Below are 19,054 nucleotides of genomic sequence, written 5' to 3' on the forward strand. Positions count from 1 at the left end.
AAGCGGCACGGAATCGCGCGTGCGCTCGCATGGGGCGTGGCGCTCGTTGGCGTCGCGGTGGGGCTGAGCGCCTGTACGACGCGCCCGTTTCAGCCTGTGCCACCGCTTTACACGCTGTGGGCGAAGCCCGGTGTCGATGTGCCGGGCGTGCGAAGCGCGATGCTGGCCTGTGGATTTCCCGATGCGGCACACGTCGAGCCGAAGGACATGACGCTCAACGACTATGCCGGCGCGCAACGCTGCATGATCGATCAGGGCTTTCGCTATCAGGACCGCCGAATCGTCTGCACGGATTTCCCGCGTCTGCCCGCGTGCGCCGGTTTGCCGCGAGGCAAGACGTTCGGCACGGACCCGGATGTCGATCCGTCGACACTCGCTTCGATATCCTCTGCACAGACGGTTCAGCCGGCTTACACCTACTGGACACGTCCCGGCGACGACATCGCAGCAGTGAAGCGGGAGATGACGGCCTGCGGCTACACGGAATTGAACATGCCGTCAGACGTCATGCCGCTCAACGACGTTGCCGCCGCGCAGTTGTGCATGCTCGACAAAGGGTTCCGGTACGGTTGGCCCTCGCAGGCGCTGCTCTGCAAATCGACACCTTCGCTGCCGGCCTGTCGTGGCAAGGCGATCAATGTACAGCGTTGCTGTGCGCCTCCGACGCCGGCCGGACAGAAGTGATGACGTGTCATGTCGTCACTTGGCGGCGGACGTCGCCTGATTCGTAGGTCCTGACGGCGCATTGGCGTCGGTAGGTGCGGGCGACCCGGTCTGCCCCAGCGCGTCGTCCGACCACCCGCCACCGAGATCACCGATGAGCGACGCAGCGGCCAGCAACCGTGATTCCTGCACATTCAATGCGTTTTGCCGCGTGGTGAGTTGCGTCGTCTGCGCGGTGACGACGGTCGTGTAATCCACCGTGCCCGCCTGGTACTCGCTCATTGCGATGCGGGCGCCTTCCGTCGCGTCGCGCACGGCTTCGTCGAGCGTCTGCGCCTGCTGTTCAAGGAAGCGCAGCGATGCCAGATCGTTCTCCACACCCTGCAATGCCGTGAGGACGGTGCCCCGGTAATTCGCCACGGCCGCGTCGTAGGCAGCGCGCGCGGCATCGACCTTGGCGCTTCTTGCGCCACCATCGAAAATCGTCTCCGACGCGCTCGCGCCGAGCGACCACACGTAATTGGCAATCTTGAACAACCCCGCGACGGGCGCGGCGGACAGTCCGTCCGTGAGCGACAGCGTGATGTTCGGGTAGTAGGCTGCGAGCGCAACACCGATGGCCGCGTTCTGCGCAGCCATCTGCCGCTCGGCGGTTGCGATGTCCGGGCGCCGCTGAAGCAGTGTCGACGGCAAGGCGATGGGCACGTCGGGCAGGCGCGGCAACGCAGTGCTGTGCGGAATCGTCAGCGATTCCGGATTGCGGCCGACGAGCACGGCGATGGCATGCGCATACTGCGCCCGCGAAATGCCGAGCGCGATCAGACTGGCGCGGGCGTTTTCCAGTTGCGTGCGTGCCGTAATGATGTCGGACGGCGGCACCGTTCCGGCCCGGTCCTGAGCGGCCACGACCCGAAGGTATTCCGTGTAGGCGGCGACGGTTTGCGTCAGCAGATCGATGTTCGCGTCGGTGATGCGCAAGTCGATGACGGCATTGGCGAGCGCGATCTGCTCGGACAGCGTCGCATTCGCGAGCGTGGCCTGACTGGCCTGCGCGGTGGCGTTGCTTTGCTCGATGGAGCGCCGCACCTGCCCCCAGATGTCCGGCGCCCAGCTCACGCTCGCTTCGGTCGCGGCCGAGCTCACGATGTTCGCGCCGTTACGCGAGGCCAGCGCCGCGGACGTGCTGGCGCCGCCGCTGCTGCCGCGCGAACGGCTGGCCGAGGCGTCGATGCCGAACGTCGGGAACAGCCCCGCGCGGGCCTGACGCACTTCGGCGAGCGCCTGCTGATAGTTGGCGTAGCTTTGTCGCACGGTCTGGTTGGAGACTTCGACCTGCGGCTCCAGCGCGTCTAGCAGCGGATCGTGGAAGGCCGTCCACCATTGGCCTTTTGGCCCTTCGGCGTCGGGACGTGCTTGCGTCCAGCCAGCCAGTTCGGTGTAGTGGGTCGGCATATCGACGAGCGGGCGCTGATAGTCCGGGCCGACGGCGCAGCCGGCCAGTGATGCGAGCCCGGCCAGCATGGCGGCGCAGGCCAGCGTCACCCGCTTCGGGGATTTACGCGTAGGGTGCGAAACGTGTGAAGTGCGTGAAGTGCCCGCAATGGGCACCAGAAGCATGCGATATGCCTTTGCGAACCAACTCATGATCGAACCTCCGGGCCGGGATCGCGATGCCAGGGCAGGCGCGTGGACCAGCGTGCGAGCCGCGCGCGCAGGCGGTCCAGATACAGATAGATGACGGGCGTCGTGTAAAGCGTGAAGACCTGACTCAGGAGCAGACCGCCCATGACCGTGACGCCGAGCGGCTGGCGCAACGACGCCCCCTGACCCAGCGCGATGGCAAGCGGTACGGCGCCGAGCACGGCGGCGAACGTCGTCATCATGATGGGGCGCAACCGCACGACCGCCGCTTCGTGAATGGCCTGCTTAGCGGGCATGCCGTCCCGGCGCTGTAATTGAATGGCGACGTCGACCATCATGATGCCGTTCTTCTTGACGATGCCGATGAGCAAAATCATGCCGATCAGCGCGATGACGGAGAACGGGGTGCCGAAGATCAGCAGGGCGAGCGTGGCGCCGATGCCCGCCGACGGCAACGTCGAAAGGATGGTCAGCGGGTGAATCGTGTTCTCGTACAGCACCCCGAGCACGATGTACACCACGCCGAGTGCCGCGAGGATGAGCAACGGCACCGTGCCCATCGATTGCGAAAACGCCTGTGCCGCACCCGCAAACGCGCCGTGGATGGAGGCGGGCATGCCGATGGCGCGCGCGGCGTCATCGATGGCAACCTGTGCCTGACTCAGCGAACCGCCCGCCGGCAGGTTGAACGACACGGTCGCCGCGACCATGCCGCCCTGATGGTTGACCTGCGTGGCCGTATGTCGCGCGGTGAAGCTCGCAAGCGCGGTGAGCGGCACCATCGTCTCTGCGGCCGTGCTGTCTGCGCTTCCGCTGGAGTTGCCTCCCCGGCTGTTCGAAATCGCGTTGTTCTGCTGGTTGGCCACGGCATTGGCGTTGAGCGCATTGGTGCCCGAGGCCGCGGTCTTCGCGCTCGCGCCGCTGACCGTCTTGCCGGACATCTGTGTCTGCCCCGTGCCGCTGGCGTTGCCCGCCGCAGTGCTCAGGTAGATCTGATCGAGCGAGTTCGGATACTGCCAATACTCGGGCGACACTTCCATGACGACGAAGTACTGATTGATCGGGTTGTAAATCGTGGAAACGGTGCGCTGCCCGAAGGCGTCGTACAGCACGTTATCGATCTGGTTCGGTTGCAGGTTGAAGCGTGCGGCGGTCTGACGATGCATGTTCACGTACATCTGCAAACCGTTCTGCTGAAGATCGGTATTCACGTCGAGCACCGTCTGCCGATGCTTGCTCAACTCGGTCACGAGCTTCGGCACCCACTGATACAGCGCCTGTGCATCGTCGCTCGTCAACGTGTACTGGTATTCGGCCGCCGACTGTCGTCCGCCGATGCGCAAGTCCTGCTGCGCCTGCAAGAACAGGCGCGCGCCGGAGACGCCATTGAGCTTGGGCCGCAGCCGGTTGACCACTGCTGCCGCCGACAGGTGTCGCTCGGCGAGCGGCTTGAGTTGCACGAACACGGTGGCGGAATTGAGTGAACGTCCGCCGGTGAAGCCCGCCACAGAGGCCACGGCGGGGTCGGTCTGGACGATGGTCTGCAACTGTTCCAGCTTCTGGCGCATGGCCGGGAACGAGATGCTCTGATCGGCCATGATCTGACCGATCAGAATGCCGGTGTCCTGCTCCGGGAAGAATGTGGCGGGCAGCAGCCGGAACAGGAAGAGATTGCCGACGAGCAGACCCAGCATCACCAGACCGACGAGACCGGCATGGTCGAGCACTGCCGTGAGCGAACGCGCGTAGGCATCGCGAAAACGGTCGAACTGGCGGCCGATCCATGTCGACCACCGGGCCTGCGAGACGGCCGACTCGCGGGTGAGGACATAGGCGCACAGCGTCGGCGTTACCGTGAGCGAGATCACCATGGAGATCAGGATCGCGATCGACAGGGTGACGGCAAATTCGTGGAACAGCAGGCCGACGATGCCCGGCATGAGCAGGATCGGCAGGAAGACGGCGATCAGCGACAGGCTCATCGACAGCACGGTGAAGCCCACTTCGCCTGCGCCCTGCAGGGCGGCTTCCTTCGGGGGGACGCCCAGTTCCAGATGGCGCACGATGTTTTCCATGACGACGACCGCATCGTCGACGACAAAGCCTGTCCCGATAGTCAGCGCCATGAGCGAGAGGTTGTCCAGACTGTAGCCGAGCAGATACATCGGCCCGAAGGTGCCGATGATCGACAGCGGCAGGACGACCGCCGGGATCAGCGTCGAGTTCGCCGAGCGGAGGAATACGAACACCACGCCGATCACGAGCAGCACCGCCAGCACCAGCGTGCGCTCCGTGTCGCCCAGCGACGCCTCGACCGAGACCGAGCGGTCCAGCGCCACGTTGACCTTGATGTCGTGTGGCAGCGTGGCCTCGACCAGCGGCAGGATCTTGCGGATCTGCGACACGGTCTTGACGACATTGCTGCCCGGCGACGGATAGACGATTACCAGGACTGCCGGGTGGTTGTTGAAGAGCCCGGCATTGCGGATGTTCTCGTTGCTGTCGCGCACGAGCGCCACGTCGCGCAGCAGGACCGGCGCGCCGTTGCGATAGGCGACGACGAGATCCTTGTAACCGTCGGCCTTGCCGATCTGGTCGTTCGAGGTGACCTGAAAGCGCTGATCGCCCTGATCCAGATGGCCTTTGGCGCTGTTCGCGTTGGCGGAGGACAGGGCAGCGCGCACGTCCTCCAGCCCGATCCCGTAACTGTTGAGCTTGCCCGGCTGCAATTCGACCCGTACCGACGGCAACGCACCGCCGCCCACCGTGATCTGGCCGACGCCGTCCACCTGGGAGAGTTGCTGGAGGATGACGGAGTCGGCCGAGTCGTAGAGCTGTGCGGTCGTGAGCGTGGCGGACGTCAGAGCAATGACCATGACCGGCGTGTCGGCCGGGTTGAATTTGCGGTAGCTCGGATTGCTGCGCAGCGTGCTCGGCAAGTCCGCTCTGGCGGCCTGAATCGCGGCTTCGACATCGCGCGCCGCACCTTCGATATCGCGCTTCAGACCGAAAACGACCGGGATCGAGACCGAGCCGACTGTGCTCGTCGAGGTCAGTTCGGTCACGTCGGCGATCACTCCGAGTCGGCGTTCCAGCGGTTCGGCAACGGTGGACGCCATGATCTCGGGGCTCGCGCCCGCCATGCTCGCCTGCACGGCGATCACCGGGAAGGCGACGTTGGGCAGCGGCGCCACGGGCAGCCGCAGGTACGCCAGACAACCTGAAATCAGCACCGCAACGGCCAGCAACGTGGTCGCGACCGGGCGCTTGATGAACAGGGCCGAGAGGTTCACGGCTGGTCTCCCGTATTCCCCGGGTCTTGCGCGCCCTCCGGCTTGTTCGAGGCGCCCGGGCGGCCGGCGGCTTCCTGCTTGCGCCGCTCCCGGCGCTCACGCACGCGTGCCGCGAGCCGGTCGAAATACAGATAGATGACGGGCGTGGTGAACAGCGTGAGCAACTGGCTGAGCGTGAGGCCGCCGATGATCGCGAGCCCCAGCGGACGCCGCAGTTCCGAGCCGGTGCCCGAGCCGAGCAGCATGGGCAGCGCACCGAGCATGGCCGCGAGCGTCGTCATCAGAATCGGCCGGAAGCGCAGCAGCGACGCCTCGAAAATGGCCTCGCGCGGCGGCTTGTGCTGCGATCGCTCGGCGTCGAGGGCGAAGTCGACCATCATGATCGCGTTCTTCTTGACGATGCCGATGAGCAGCACGATGCCGATGATGCCGATGACGTCGAGATCGCTTCCGGTGAGCATCAGCGCGAGCAGGGCGCCGATACCGGCCGAGGGAAGGGTCGACAGGATGGTGACCGGATGGATGAAGCTCTCGTACAGCACGCCCAGCACGATATAGACGGCCACGAGCGCGGCCACCAGCAGATAGACCTCGCTCGAGAGCGAATCCTCGAACGCCTGCGCCGCGCCCTGAAACGACGATGCCACCGACGGCGGCAAATGCACCGCCTGCTCGGCGCTGCGGATTGCCTTGACGGCGCTGGAGAGCGAGGCGTCCGGCGCCAGATTGAACGACACCGTCACTGCCGGGAATTGCTGCAAATGGCTGATTGCCAGTGGCGTGCGCACGACCTTGAGTTGCGCGATGGCCGAGAGCGGCACCTGACCGCTCGCGCTCGTCTGGCTCGGCAGATAGAGGGTGCCCAGCGACTGGATCGTGTTCAGCGAATCGGGCTTGGCGACAAGAATCACCCGATATTGTGCCGACTGCTGGAAGATCGTCGACACGATGCGCTGGCCGAGCGCGTCGTACAGGGCATTGTCGATGGTCGCGGGCGTAATGCCGTATCGCGCCGCCAGTTGCCGGTTCACTTCCACCTGAATCGACAGGCCGCTGGTGTCGAGATCGCTCGCTACGTCGGTAATCGACGAGATCTGCTTCAGGCGGGCGATGAGCGGTGGCACGTATTGCGCGAGCGTCGCCTGATCGGGGCCGCGCAGTACGAACTTGTACTGGTTGGGCGAGACCGTGGTGTCGAGCGTCAGATCCTGCGCGGGCTGCACGTAAAGCTTGATGCCGGGCACCTTCGCCGTGGCTTGCTGGATGCGGCGGCCGACCTCGGCGGCAGTCTCCGAGCGGTCGTCGCGCGGTTTCAGGTTGATGAGGAAACGGCCGTTGTTGAGTGTGGTGTTGATGCCATCGATGCCGACGTACGACGTGATCGAGGTGACGTCGGGGTCTTGCAGCACGACGTCGGCCAGTGCGGTCTGCCGCTTGACCATCGCCGCATACGAGACCGAGTTGTCCGCGACGGTGATGCCTTGCAGCACGCCGACGTCCTGCACGGGGAACAACCCCTTCGGAATCACGATGTAAAGCACGACGGTGAGCACCACTGTGCCGATGGCGACTAGCAGGGTCAGGAACTGGTGGTCGAGTACCCATCGCAGGCCGCGCTCATAGGCGGCGAGCGTCTTGTCGAAAAGCCGCTCGCTCACCCGCTCGAAACGGCTGGGGTGCCGTGCCTCCTGCGCGCGCAGGATCCGGGCGCAGAGCATCGGCACGACGGTGAGCGAGACGATCGCCGAGATGACGATGGTGACGGCGAGCGTGACGGCGAATTCGCCGAACAACCGCCCGATGACGCCGCCCATGAAGAGCAGCGGGATCAGCACGGCGATCAGCGAAATCGTGAGCGACATGATCGTGAAGCCGATCTGACCGGCCCCGGCCAGCGCGGCTTCGAGCGGCGCCATACCGGCTTCGAGGTAACGCACCACGTTCTCGATCATGACGATAGAGTCGTCCACCACGAACCCGGTCGCGATGATGAGCGCCATGAGCGAGAGATTGTCGATGGAATATCCCAGCTCGTACATCACCGCCAGCGTGGCGATCAGCGATACCGGCACCGAGATGCTCGGAATGATGGTCGCGGGCACGTTGCGCAGGAACACGAAGATGACGGCGACCACGAGCACCACCGCGAGCACGAGTTCGAAGGCGGCGTCGCTCACTGACGCGCGAATCACGCCCGTGCTGTCCGAGACCACGCTGACTTTCATGCCGGCGGGCAGCGTCGCTTCGAGTTGCGGCAGCGCCCGCTTGATCTGATCCACGGTGGCGATGACGTTCGCCCCCGGCTGGCGCTGGACGTTCAGCACGATGGCCGGCGTCTTGTTGAACCAGGCCCCGCGCTCGACGTCCTGTGCGGCCTTCGCTACGTGTGCGACGTCGCGCAGATAGACAGGATTACCGTTCTGATAGGCGATGACGGTATCCAGATAATCCTGCGGATCGGTGATCTGGTCGTTGGCGTCGAGCGTGTAGTCAAGTTCCGGGCCGTCGAAATTGCCCTTCGGCTGGCTGACGTTCACGTTGGCGAGCAAGGTGCGCAGGTCGTCCAGATTCAAACCGTAGGCGGCGAGCTTCTGCGGATCGGCTTCCACACGCACCGCCGGGACATTGCCGCCCGCCAGCGTGACCACGCCGACGCCCGCGACTTGCGATATCTTGGCGGCGAGGCGGTTGTTGGCGGCGTCCTGAAGCTGGGTGAGCGACAGGGATGAGGACGTGACGGCCAGCGTCATGATCGGCTGATCCGCCGGGTTGACCTTGGCGTAGGTCGGCGGCGCGGGGAGTCCGCTGGGGAGCAGACTGTTCGCGGCGTTGATCGCCTGCTGCACGTTCTGCTGCGCGACGTCGAGATTGAGCGCCAGATCGAATTGCAGCGTAATGACGGACGACCCTTCGGCGCTGTACGAAATCATCTGCTGCAAGCCGGGGATCTGCCCGAGTTGCACTTCGAGGGGGGCCGTAACCGTGGTCGCCATCACGGAAGGGCTGGCGCCGGGGTAGAACGTCTGGACCTGAATCGTCGGATAGTCGACGCTCGGCAGCGACGACACGGGCAGCACCCGCACCGCCACGAGCCCGACGAGGACGAGCGCGATCATCAGCAGCCAAGTCGCCACCGGACGCAGGATGAAAAGTCGCGAGAAATTCATGAGCGCGTGCCTTGGAGCGTCGGATCAGGCCAGATGGCTCGCCTTGGGCGCCTCATTGGGACGACGGGCTGGTGGCGGCCGATGCCGTCGATGCCCCGGAAGCGTCGGCGTTCCTATGTCGCCCCTGACGTCCCTCATGCGCCCCGGCGGGCTCGCTCGCCGCAGCGCTGCTTGCCGCGACCGGCAAGGCAATGTGCGCGCCGTCGCTCAGTCGATCCATCCCGTCGGTGACGACCGTCTCACCGGCGTTGAGGCCACTCGTGACCACCGTGTGCTTCCCGTCGCTCGGTCCGATGGTGACCTTGCGCAACGATGCCGTCTTCTGCGCCGTGACGACATACACGAAATCCCCCGGCGCGCCGCTTTGCACTGCGGGTGTGGGCACGAGCATGGCGTGATCGAGCGTGTCGACAAGCAGCTTCACGTTGACGAACTCTTGCGGGAAGAGCACTTCGTCGTCGTTGGCGAATCGGGCGCGCAGGGTGACGGTCCCGGTCGCCGTCGCCATCTGGTTGCTTACTGCGTAGAGCGTGCCGGTAGCGAGTTGCTCGGTGTTGTCGCTCGAATAGACGGTGACCGCCAGCGGTGTCCCGGTGCGGTAGCGTTTCATCACCGCCGGCAGGGCATTCTGGGCGACGGTGAACTCCACGGTTGTCGGTTTGACGCTGGTGATGACCGCGATGCCGGTCGTACTGGTGGTGCTCACGTAGTTGCCGGGATCGACGAGGCGCAAGCCCACGCGGCCCGAGACGGGCGCTGTGATCCGACAGTAGGTCAGGTCGAGTTCGAACTGCTTGATGTTGGCCAGATCGGCCTTCACGGCGGCTTCGTCCTGCGCCACGGTGAACTGCTGATCGGCGTACGTCTGCTCGGCAATCGCCCGCTGCTCGTGCAGTTGCGTGTAGCGCGCGAGATCGGCCTTGGCCTGAGCGAGGGCCGCGCGGTCCTTGGCGAGTTGTGCCTGTGCCTGTTCCTTGCTGATTTCGTATTGACGCGGATCGATCTGTGCGAGGAACTGGCCCTGTTTGACGTCTTGCCCTTCCTGATAACCGACCTGCGTGAGGTAGCCGCTAAGCTGCGGCAGGACCGTGACGGTGGCTTCGGGCGTGACCGTGCCGAGCGAGGTGATCGTGACCGGCATGCTGCCGTAAGTCACTTGTGCGACGGAGACTATTTGCGGGGCGACATTGCGCCGTGCGGCTGGCCGGTGCAGCAGGTGCCATGCGATCCACGCCACGATCAGCAAGATGACGATGCCGATCCAAAGCGCCGTGCGCCGCCGCTTCGGGCGCGCCGGTTGCTGAGGTGGCACTGCGGTGTTGGACGTTTGCTCCATGGCTGCCTCCGCCTGATGATTTGCCGGGATATCGAGCCGATTCCCGGACGGGGAGGCCACGTTTATCAGTCTAGCGACGAGGGCGTCGGACTTGGTATCAGGCGGGGGTGGCCGAGGTTACGGCGTGTTACGCGCGGCCTGGCGAAACGGGCGATAGTGCGCATGACGAAGCGGACATCGCGCGCGACGCGCCTGATGCTCGTCCGAGAACGTCGAAATGCAAAAAGCGGGGTGAAATCGCTGGAAAATCGTCGCGAAAGCGCCGAATTTGCGGATTGGGGAAGGGGCAAATACGTCGGACGGAGAGGCAGGAGGAGGGCCGTGATCCGGCGATTCTCCCCCTGTTACATCGTGTTACCGCAGCGCCGCCGGTAAGCGGCTGGAAGGCATTGCGTCCTTCGTGCCGGGTAGCGACGAACCGCCCGGGCGGGGCTCAGACCGGCTGACGACCGGACGTTCGGCGCGGCACGATGCGTTTGGCAATACGTCCGAGCGCACGCACCTGCTGTGCGATCACGCCGATGCCATAACGGCGCGAACGGCCTTCCGGTGCGGGCAACTGGTCACGAATGCCGGTCGGCTCGACGGTGCGCTCCCACGACGCCGTGCGGAACAGCACGTCCCACCACGGGAACAGCACCCCGAAGTTACAGCCGTAGCGCGTGCCTTCATGTCCGTAGCCGATGGCGTGGTGGCGACGGTGGAACGTCGGGCTCACGATCAGGCGTTCGAGCACCGGACCATACGGCAGACGGGCGTTCACGTGCTGCACGCTTTGCAGGAAGTTACCCACCGCCACGAGCACCACATACTGCGCGGGTTGCACGCCGATGAAGAGCGCGATGGCCGCGAAGAATCCGGCTTGCAGGATGTCGTCGAGGAAGTGATTCCGGTCGTCGGACCACAGCGACATCTGCTGCTGGCTGTGATGCACGGCATGCAGTTCCCACCAGACACCGAACCGATGCTGCCAGCGGTGATACCAGTAACCGGCGAAGTCGAGCACTGTCAGGTACATCAGGAACGACACGATCGGCTGATCCGTCACCCCGGGGTACAAGCCATCGAGATCGACGCTCGGCAGCCCATGGATCACCATCTGGCTCTGCAACTCGTTGAAGACCGGTTGCAACACCACGAAGAACAGCAGATTCAGAATGCCGAGCTTGGCGATCCAGGTGTAGATGACGTCCGAGCGAACCTGTTTGCGGTCCTGCCACTGTTCGAGCGGACGCAGGGCTTCGAGCGGACGCAACAGCACGTACGTCAGGCCGACCTGCAAGACGCCGATGATCACGAGATAGAGGGCGTCGTAGATATCATCGTCGTAGCCCATCAGGTTGAAGTGGAACAGCAGCGGCTGCACCACATCGACGTAGATGAGCGTCTGGGCAGCGGAAATGCCGCTATCGACGAAATTGATGGCTTCCTGAAGCATCTGTCGGCCCTGTCAGTCCGGGTTCGGCGAGAGAACCGGGGCGCGCTCGGCAAAATAGATGCCGTGCGGCGACCGGTTGACGGCGATGGTATCGACCAGTTTGCGCGTGGTCAGGTCGATCACGCCCACGTGGCGCGCAAATCGGAACGTTACCCAAAGATAGCGTTTATCTGCGGACAATTCCATATCGTCCGGCCCCGGCATCAGACCTGTGATGTCGGCCACCTTGGTCAGCGTTTCGTAATCGATGATGCTGATGGTGCTCTCGACCCGGTTGCTCACGGCAATGTGGCGGCCATCGGAGAGCGAGCGGAAGTTGTGCGCGCCGCGTCCCGTCTGAATGCGCTTGACGACTTTCTGCGTGCGCCAGTCGACCACTGCGACGTCGTCCTCGCCAGTCATGCCAACGAGCAGATACTTGTCGCCCGGCGTCATCCACAGGCCAGCCGGCGTCTTGCCCACCGGCATGCGCCATTTGACGGTCTGCGTCGGCAGATCGATCGCGACCAGTTCGCCCGAATCCTGCAACGTGACGAAGACCGTCTTGCTGTCGGACGAGAACGTCATGTGGCTCGGTGTCTTGGCCAGCGGGATACGCTTGGCCACCGTGACGTTTTCACCGTCGTAGTGATACAGATCGACGCGATCGAGGCGCAGTGCCGCGGTGACGAACCATTTGCGGTCGGGCGAGAAGCCCAACTGATAAGGATCGTCGATGTCGGCGACCTGACGCTGGAACTTGCCCGTGTTCGGATCGAGGAACATCAGGCTGTTCGAGACCGAGTTGGCCACGATCAGCGAGCGTTTGTCGGGCGTGATCATCAGGTGATGCGGCTCTTTGCCCGTGGGCATGGTGCCGACGACCTTATGCGTCGCCTGATCGATCAGCGAGAGTTGCGCGGCTCCGGAGTCGAGCACGATGACCGTGCCGGCGTGAGCGGACGAAACTGCCAGGGGGAGCGTAGCGGCAACCAGCATCGACAGCACCGTGCGCTGGGAGGCAGCGCGGGCACGGCTGGCAAGCCAGGAAAGCGTGGAGGGCTTGAGGGGCTTGAAGGAGAACACCATGAATGCCTAGGGTGGGGCGAAAAACGGCGACGTTCGCCGGTCGGCCGGAATGTCCGGCCTGGACACCTGCTTAACGTCGATTCTCACGTTAAACGCGCCAGACGCCCCATCCGTTGACAAGAAAATGGGACGAATTCCTATGTCGCGCAGTCCACGTCAGGTGGCCTGACGGTCTTCGGTCACGGCGTCATCCCATTGCGCCAGCAACTGCAGGGCTTCCCGTGTCCAGTCGAGCCATCCCTGCTCGTAACGCACCCCCAACCGGAGGATGTGACGCTGTAGCGCGGCCTCACGGGTCAGCGGGCTACCGGTTTCATCTGTCGGAAAATCCCGGGCCTCGATGGCCTGATACGCCGCCAGTTTCTGCGCATGGAGCGCCGAGCGGCGCTGTAATTCGGGCACCAGACCGAGCGGCCCGATGGCGGCGTCGGCCCGCAACCGGACCATGAGGTCGTCGCGCAGATCGGCAGGTTCCGTGGTCGTGGCCACCCAGGCGAGCAACTCGTCCCGCCCGGCGTCGAGCACCCGGTAGACGCGTTTGCGTGTGCGACCGCCGTCCGGGGCGGCTGCCGAGTCGATCCATCCGGCGGTCTCCATGCGCGCCAGTTCGCGGTAGATTTGCTGGTGCGTGGCGTGCCAGAAGAAGCCGATGGACTTGTCGAACCGGCGCGCCAGGTCGTATCCCGAGGAGGGCTTTTCCAGCAGCGAGGTCATCAGGGCGTGGGCGAGCGGCATGCCCGCTAGTCTAAGGACTCTAATCGCACTATGCAACGTGTTGCATAGTCGCTGGGGCGCTTAGAATCGTCGAACTATGCAACCGGTTGCATAACCGGAACAAGACCAGCCTATAAGAGACCCCACGGCACCCTGCCGAACGATGAGAGAGACAACGATGAGCGGCTATCCCCACCTGATGCAGCCCCTGGATCTGGGCTTTACCACGCTGCGCAACCGCGTGCTCATGGGCTCGATGCACGTCGGGCTCGAAGAAGCCCGTAACGGCTTCGTCCGTATGGCCGAGTTCTACGCCGAGCGCGCCCGCGGCGGTGTGGCGCTGATGGTGACGGGCGGGATTGCGCCGAACGAGGCGGGGCGTCCGTACGCCGGTGGCGCGAAGCTCAGTACCGAAGACGAGGCCGACAAGCACCGTGTGGTGACCGAGGCGGTACACGCGGCGGGCGGCAAGATCGCCATGCAGATACTGCACTTCGGTCGTTACGCCTACCATCCCGATCTCGTGGCGCCCAGCGCCCTGCAGGCGCCCATTACGCCGGCCAAACCGCGCGAACTCACCGCCGATGAGGTCGAAGCGACCATCGAGGACTTCGTGAATTGCGCCGCGCTGGCGCAGCGCGCCGGGTACGACGGCGTGGAAATCATGGGGTCCGAGGGGTATCTGATCAATGAATTCATTGCCGCCCGGACCAACCATCGCACCGATGGCTGGGGCGGCAGCTTCGAGCATCGCATGCGTTTTCCGGTGGAGATCGTGCGACGGGTGCGTGAGCGCGTCGGGCGCGAATTCATCATCATCTATCGACTGTCGATGCTCGATCTGGTCGAAGGCGGCTCGACGTTCGACGAAGTCGTGAAGCTCGCGCGGGCCGTCGAAGCCGCCGGTGCGACGCTGATCAACACCGGCATTGGCTGGCACGAGGCCCGTATCCCGACGATTGCCACGAGCGTGCCGCGCGCGGCGTTCGCATGGGTGACCGGCAAGCTCAAAGGACATGTCGGCATTCCGCTCATCACGACGAACCGCATCAATACACCTGACGTCGCCGAGCGAATCCTGGCAGACGGCGAAGCCGACATGGTGTCGATGGCGCGTCCGCTGCTGGCCGATCCCGAGTTCGTGAACAAGGCTGCCGCCAATCGTGCCGAGCACATCAACACTTGCATCGGCTGTAATCAAGCCTGTCTCGACCATACCTTCAGCGGCAAGATCACGTCGTGCCTGGTCAATCCGCGCGCCTGTCACGAGACGGAACTGCGCATCGAGCCGGCCGGACGCCAGCGTCGTGTGGCGGTCGTGGGCGCCGGGCCTGCCGGTCTGGCCGCTGCGACGGTCGCTGCCCGGCGCGGCCACGACGTCACCCTGATCGAAGCGGAGGCAGAGATCGGTGGCCAGTTCAATATGGCCAAGCGCATTCCCGGCAAGGAGGAGTTCTTCGAGACGCTGCGGTACTTCCGTCATGAGCTTGCCGCGACCGGGGTAACGGTCCAGTTGAACACGCGCGCGACGGTCGACTCGATCGTCGCCGGCGGCTACGACGATGTCGTGCTGGCCACCGGTGTCGTGCCGCGCACGCCCGCTATCGACGGCATCGACCATCCGAAGGTCCTGAGCTATATCGATGTCCTGCGCGGCGGCGCCGCCGTCGGCAAGACGGTCGCCGTGATCGGTGCGGGTGGCATTGGCTTCGACATTGCCGAGTTCCTCACGCAGTCGGGGGAAAGCGCGACGCTGGTACCCGAGAAGTTCTATGCGGAATGGGGCATCGATCCGTCATACGCACACGCCGGTGGCCTATGCCCCCCGGTGCCGGAGACGTCCCCGCGCAAGGTCTATCTCATGCAACGCAAGACCTCGAAGGTCGGTGATGGGCTGGGCAAGACCACCGGGTGGATCCATCGCACGTCGCTCAAGCATCGTGGCGTCGAGATGATTCCTGGCGTGACGTATCGCCGGATCGACGACGAGGGCCTGCACGTCACGATTGGCGATGCGCCGCATGTTTTGTCCGTTGACAACGTAGTTTTGTGCACGGGGCAGGAACCGCTTAGGGAACTGGCCCAGGGGTTGCAGGACGCCGGTGTGCGCGTGCATGTCATTGGTGGGGCCGACGTGGCGGCGGAACTCGATGCCAAGCGTGCCATCAAGCAAGGTACCGAGGTGGCGATCGACCTATAAGTTTAGGGAGCCACGCGGGGGGCGGCATATCGTTGTGCGACAATATCGCCTCGCGAATCCCGCCTTCGGAAGGCGGTTTTGCGATGCCAAGCGTATGTGCCAAGTGCCGGGCACGACGTTTCCGCGGCAAGCTGCGGAGTGCCGCCGTCACGGTGTTTGCCGTCACGGCCTCAGTGGGAGTCTTTACCGTGTGGCCGACGGTGCCATCGTCAATGAAGCGCAAGTTACTTTCGGCCGGTTCGCTGACCGGCCGTCTCCGATTGCAGAACCTCGCCGTCGTCTGCGCTGTCGTCATCCTTTGCAGTGGTCTGCTGACCTGGGCCTGGGGCGCGTACCGGCAGGCGAGCGATGCCGCGCTTGCGCTCGATGCGTTGCGCGCCACGTTGCTGGCGATGGAAAAGGCCTCCGCCGAACGCGGCCCGGCCAATGCGGTGCTGGGCGCGGATCTCCCACTTCCCGATGCCTCGGTCACTGCGTTGCGCAATGCCCGCGAAGCGACTAACGCACGTCTCCAGGAATTACTCGTGGCGCTGTCGTCCGACGCGTGCCATCAGTGCGCGGGCAGCTTGCGCACGATCGAGCGGGCGCGGCTCGATCTTGCTGCCGCGAGTGCCAACGTCGATCAACTGGTGCAGCGACCGCGTGAGATGCGCAGCGACGTGGCGGTACGTGACGCCGTTGACCGCATGATCCGTGTCATCGCCGACTTCACGCCGGTAGCCTCGTCGCGCATCGACATCGTGTCGCAAGGCGCGCCCGGCGCACTGCATTACGTCATCCTTGCCCGGCTCGCGGCCGAACTGCGCGAGTACGCCGGCCAACTCGGGTCGCACTTCACCGCTGCGCTGACGACCCGCCAGACCCTCACCGAAGCCGACCAGCGCACCATCGAACGCACGCTCGGTCGCATCGATCAGCTTCGCGACATGATCTCGGCGCGCGTGATCGAACCGCCGGAACTCGGTCCCGCCACGCTCAATGCCCTGAATACGAAATACTTCAGCGGCGGTCTGCATTACGTGGCGACGGTGCGTACGCTGGCTGCGCAGCCGCAACCGCCGTCGCTTACGACGGCCGAGTTTGCCAGCCGCTACGTACCGACGATGAGCGCCATCACCGATTTTCGCGACGCCATGTTGATGCGGGCACAGCGCAAGGTCCAAGCGCAACGCTCGCAGGCGCTTCGGTGGTTGTGGTTCACGGCGGTGGGCGAAGGGCTTCTGGTGCTCGTAATCGTCGTAGTCATGCGCAACTTCCGACGTACCGTGGTGCTGCCGTTCGAGGCCGCCACGCGTTTCGTCGACGCACTCGCGAGAGGCAATCTGGACGCCTCCGTCCCGGGCGACGGCATACCCATGAAGCACCCGCAAGTGATATCCGTATTCGATGCGCTACGTGTGCTGCGGCTCAATGCAGTGGAGTTGGTGCAATTGCGTCGGGAGCGCTCGCGGCTGCTGGGCGAACTGGAACTGAGCGCGGACACGGACCCGCTGACCCGCCTCATGAACTGGCGCGCCTTCGAGCGTCAGGCGCAAGCGTTGTGTTCGGTGGCTGCGCCGGGCCATATCGCGCTGATCAAGTTCGATATCGACAACTTCACGCAGATCAACGCGGCCTGGGGACATAAGACGGGCGACGACGTGCTGCGTCGCGTGGGTGCGGTATGTCTGAACACCTGTCAGCCGGGGGACGTCGTGGCCCGGCTTGGCGCAGACGCGTTCGTCATCCTCGCACGCGTGCTTGACGAGTCGCGCGCCCGGCAGTTCGCAGAGCTGCTGCGCGGGCGCATCGAAGCGACGGCATTGAAGTTGCCCAACGAAGAAGTGCTGCCGCTCACCGCGAGCTTCGGGATTGCGATGGCAGAGTCTGTGACGTTCGACGCGGATGGCGCACCCACGAGCGAGCCCACGAACGTGTCTGCATTGCTCAGTCAGGCGGAGCGTCAACTGCACGCTGCACGACAGGCGCGACGTCACGCCATCGATTAAGGCGTGGGGCGCCACCGACTTGCGCGCCCCGGCGCCTTTCATTCCCGGGCGTCTCGATCCATGGCGCCGGTCGAACTCATCAGACCGCTTAATCCGATCGCCCCGATCACCCCGGTCACCTCGATCAAGCCCAACGCGGCGTCGCCGTGCCCAACGCCAGCGCGGGCAGTGCCCAGTCGACGGGCGTGCCGACAATCGACATCGGTGTCGCGATGCGGCGCACCGGCCCCCACGAGGTGTCCTCGATGCGTGGCGAAAGATCGTCTGACGTTTCGGCACTCAGAGGGGGCGGGCCGTCGTCCGGTGTGCGCTGTGTCACGAGCAGGCCTGCGGTACGGGCGAGCGAAGCGCGCACGGTAGCGCCGACGCCTCGTGTCTGACGCAGCGCCAGCCCATGAACAGCGGCGGCGGCCATCAGATACCCCGTGGCATAGTCGATCCCTTGTCCTGGCAACGGCACGGGCCGTTCGGTACCCGATGCGCGCATGCCGGCGTCGGCGATACCCGAACTCATCTGCAAGAGACTGTCGAAGCCGCGCCGAGCGTGCCACGGTCCTTGCCAGCCATAGGCGTCCAGCGAGACGTCGATGAGTGCCGGATTGAGTTCACGGCGACGGGCGGCGCCGAGGCCAAGCGCTTCCAGCGCGTCGGGACGATAGCCGTGCACGACGATATCGGCGTCCCGCAGCAAGGCTTCCAGCGTTGCGCGCCCTTCAGTCGACTTCAGGTCGAGCCGCGCACAGCGCTTGCCAAGCACGACCTCCGGGACCGTGCCGGACTCGTCCCAGTCGGGCGGGTCGATACGCAACACCTGCGCGCCGAACCCTGCCAGAAAGCGCGTCGCGGTCGGACCGGCGAGAATACGCGTCAGATCGAGCACGCGAACGCCGCTCAGCGGACGTTCCCGCAACGGCTTCCAGTCGCTCGTGCGGACGCCGGCATCGAACGTCTCCCAGTGCAACAGCGGCTCGGCGGCGACCGCGATGCCTTGCGGATGATCCTGCCATTGAGTCAGCGTGCGCATGGCCGCCGCGCATCCGCCCTGAGCGACGACAGCCGCTTCCAGTGCGTCGGCCGTCCACTTGGCGACAGCATGGGCGACGGCATCACGTTGCGCATCCACATCGAGCACGGCCAACGCAGCCGCACGGTGATGCGGCGCATTGGTATGCAGTCGGATCCAGCCGTCGGCCGACCGATAGTCGCCTGCGATCGGATCCCACATCGGGGGCGACGACCAGCCCTGCGCGCGCAACGATGTCTGAAACCAGAACGAGGCGAGTCGCCGGTCGACGTTGACCTGCGGCAAGCTCACACCGGCTTGCAACCCGTAATCGCCCGCAGCGCCGGTGGTGAGTCCGGCCACGGCGAGGGTCGCCGTCGCGATGGCGGCGGTGGCGAAATCCGTGTAGGGAAAGACGCACGGCAGGGCGCCATGGCCGCTGATCGTGACATTGACGTCGGGAGACGCCTGAGCGCTGACAGCACGACGCATCTCGTGCAGATAGGCGGCGACACCGCTCGCGTCGTCGCGCAGCGCAACGGG

General features: G+C 64.8%; 11 protein-coding genes. 3 read left to right on the forward strand and 8 right to left on the reverse strand.

The features are described 5' to 3' along the window. Positions 1-36: 36 nt before the first annotated feature. Positions 37-684, forward strand: a complete 648-nt coding sequence (locus PCA20602_RS04195; RefSeq protein WP_150720120.1) for a hypothetical protein — start codon at positions 37-39, stop codon at positions 682-684. A 15-nt stretch (positions 685-699) separates the two neighbouring features. On the opposite strand, the gene PCA20602_RS04200 is transcribed toward PCA20602_RS04195, so the two are convergent. The 7 genes from PCA20602_RS04200 to PCA20602_RS04230 all read right to left on the reverse strand — a co-directional run bounded on the left by PCA20602_RS04200 (position 700) and on the right by PCA20602_RS04230 (position 13,341). Continuing rightward, the gene (locus PCA20602_RS04200; protein ID WP_425495636.1) at positions 700-2,307 is read right to left on the reverse strand and encodes an efflux transporter outer membrane subunit; all 1,608 of its coding nucleotides are present in this window, start codon (positions 2,305-2,307) and stop codon (positions 700-702) included. After that, positions 2,304-5,597, reverse strand: coding sequence for an efflux RND transporter permease subunit (locus tag PCA20602_RS04205; protein WP_150720121.1), 3,294 nt, complete (start codon positions 5,595-5,597; stop codon positions 2,304-2,306). The genes PCA20602_RS04200 and PCA20602_RS04205 overlap by 4 nt, the downstream gene beginning before the upstream one ends. Continuing rightward, positions 5,594-8,764, reverse strand: coding sequence for an efflux RND transporter permease subunit (locus PCA20602_RS04210; RefSeq protein ID WP_150720122.1), 3,171 nt, complete (start codon positions 8,762-8,764; stop codon positions 5,594-5,596). Before PCA20602_RS04210 ends, PCA20602_RS04205 begins: the two co-directional genes overlap by 4 nt. Positions 8,765-8,816: 52 nt before the next feature. Further along, positions 8,817-10,100 (reverse strand): efflux RND transporter periplasmic adaptor subunit, encoded by a 1,284-nt coding sequence (locus PCA20602_RS04215; RefSeq protein ID WP_150720123.1) that lies wholly within the window; start codon positions 10,098-10,100, stop codon positions 8,817-8,819. Positions 10,101-10,533: 433 nt separating this feature from the next. Beyond that, the gene (locus PCA20602_RS04220; protein WP_150720124.1) at positions 10,534-11,538 is read right to left on the reverse strand and encodes a sterol desaturase family protein; all 1,005 of its coding nucleotides are present in this window, start codon (positions 11,536-11,538) and stop codon (positions 10,534-10,536) included. A 12-nt stretch (positions 11,539-11,550) separates the two neighbouring features. Further along, complete coding sequence (locus tag PCA20602_RS04225) at positions 11,551-12,606, reverse strand: YVTN family beta-propeller repeat protein (protein ID WP_343031995.1); 1,056 nt, start codon at positions 12,604-12,606, stop codon at positions 11,551-11,553. Positions 12,607-12,762: 156 nt separating this feature from the next. After that, on the reverse strand, positions 12,763-13,341 hold the full coding sequence (locus PCA20602_RS04230; protein WP_150720125.1) for a PadR family transcriptional regulator: 579 nt from the start codon (positions 13,339-13,341) through the stop codon (positions 12,763-12,765). Positions 13,342-13,498: 157 nt separating this feature from the next. On the opposite strand from PCA20602_RS04230, the gene PCA20602_RS04235 reads away from it, so the two are divergent. Next, positions 13,499-15,520: an NADPH-dependent 2,4-dienoyl-CoA reductase gene (locus PCA20602_RS04235; RefSeq protein WP_150720126.1), complete on the forward strand. Its 2,022-nt coding sequence runs from the start codon at positions 13,499-13,501 to the stop codon at positions 15,518-15,520. 212 nt (positions 15,521-15,732) lie between these two features. Next, positions 15,733-17,508, forward strand: coding sequence for a GGDEF domain-containing protein (locus PCA20602_RS04240; RefSeq protein ID WP_174980801.1), 1,776 nt, complete (start codon positions 15,733-15,735; stop codon positions 17,506-17,508). A 124-nt stretch (positions 17,509-17,632) separates the two neighbouring features. On the opposite strand, the gene PCA20602_RS04245 is transcribed toward PCA20602_RS04240, so the two are convergent. Next, complete coding sequence (locus tag PCA20602_RS04245) at positions 17,633-19,003, reverse strand: CoA transferase (RefSeq protein ID WP_150720545.1); 1,371 nt, start codon at positions 19,001-19,003, stop codon at positions 17,633-17,635. Positions 19,004-19,054 lie beyond the last annotated feature (51 nt).

The sequence above is a fragment of the Pandoraea capi genome (genome assembly GCF_902459735.1).
GTDB lineage: Bacteria > Pseudomonadota > Gammaproteobacteria > Burkholderiales > Burkholderiaceae > Pandoraea > Pandoraea capi.

Excerpts from the sequence above, each read along its gene's own strand:
- PCA20602_RS04200 (WP_425495636.1), bottom strand. The coding sequence starts at position 2,307 with ATGAGTTGGTTCGCAAAGGCATATCGCATGCTTCTGGTGCCCATTGCG.
- PCA20602_RS04210 (WP_150720122.1), bottom strand. The coding sequence starts at position 8,764 with ATGAATTTCTCGCGACTTTTCATCCTGCGTCCGGTGGCGACTTGGCTG.
- PCA20602_RS04215 (WP_150720123.1), bottom strand. The coding sequence starts at position 10,100 with ATGGAGCAAACGTCCAACACCGCAGTGCCACCTCAGCAACCGGCGCGC.
- PCA20602_RS04220 (WP_150720124.1), bottom strand. The coding sequence starts at position 11,538 with ATGCTTCAGGAAGCCATCAATTTCGTCGATAGCGGCATTTCCGCTGCC.
- PCA20602_RS04225 (WP_343031995.1), bottom strand. The coding sequence starts at position 12,606 with ATGGTGTTCTCCTTCAAGCCCCTCAAGCCCTCCACGCTTTCCTGGCTT.
- PCA20602_RS04230 (WP_150720125.1), bottom strand. The coding sequence starts at position 13,341 with ATGCCGCTCGCCCACGCCCTGATGACCTCGCTGCTGGAAAAGCCCTCC.
- PCA20602_RS04235 (WP_150720126.1), top strand. The coding sequence starts at position 13,499 with ATGAGCGGCTATCCCCACCTGATGCAGCCCCTGGATCTGGGCTTTACC.
- PCA20602_RS04240 (WP_174980801.1), top strand. The coding sequence starts at position 15,733 with ATGAAGCGCAAGTTACTTTCGGCCGGTTCGCTGACCGGCCGTCTCCGA.
- PCA20602_RS04245 (WP_150720545.1), bottom strand. The coding sequence starts at position 19,003 with ATGCGTCGTGCTGTCAGCGCTCAGGCGTCTCCCGACGTCAATGTCACG.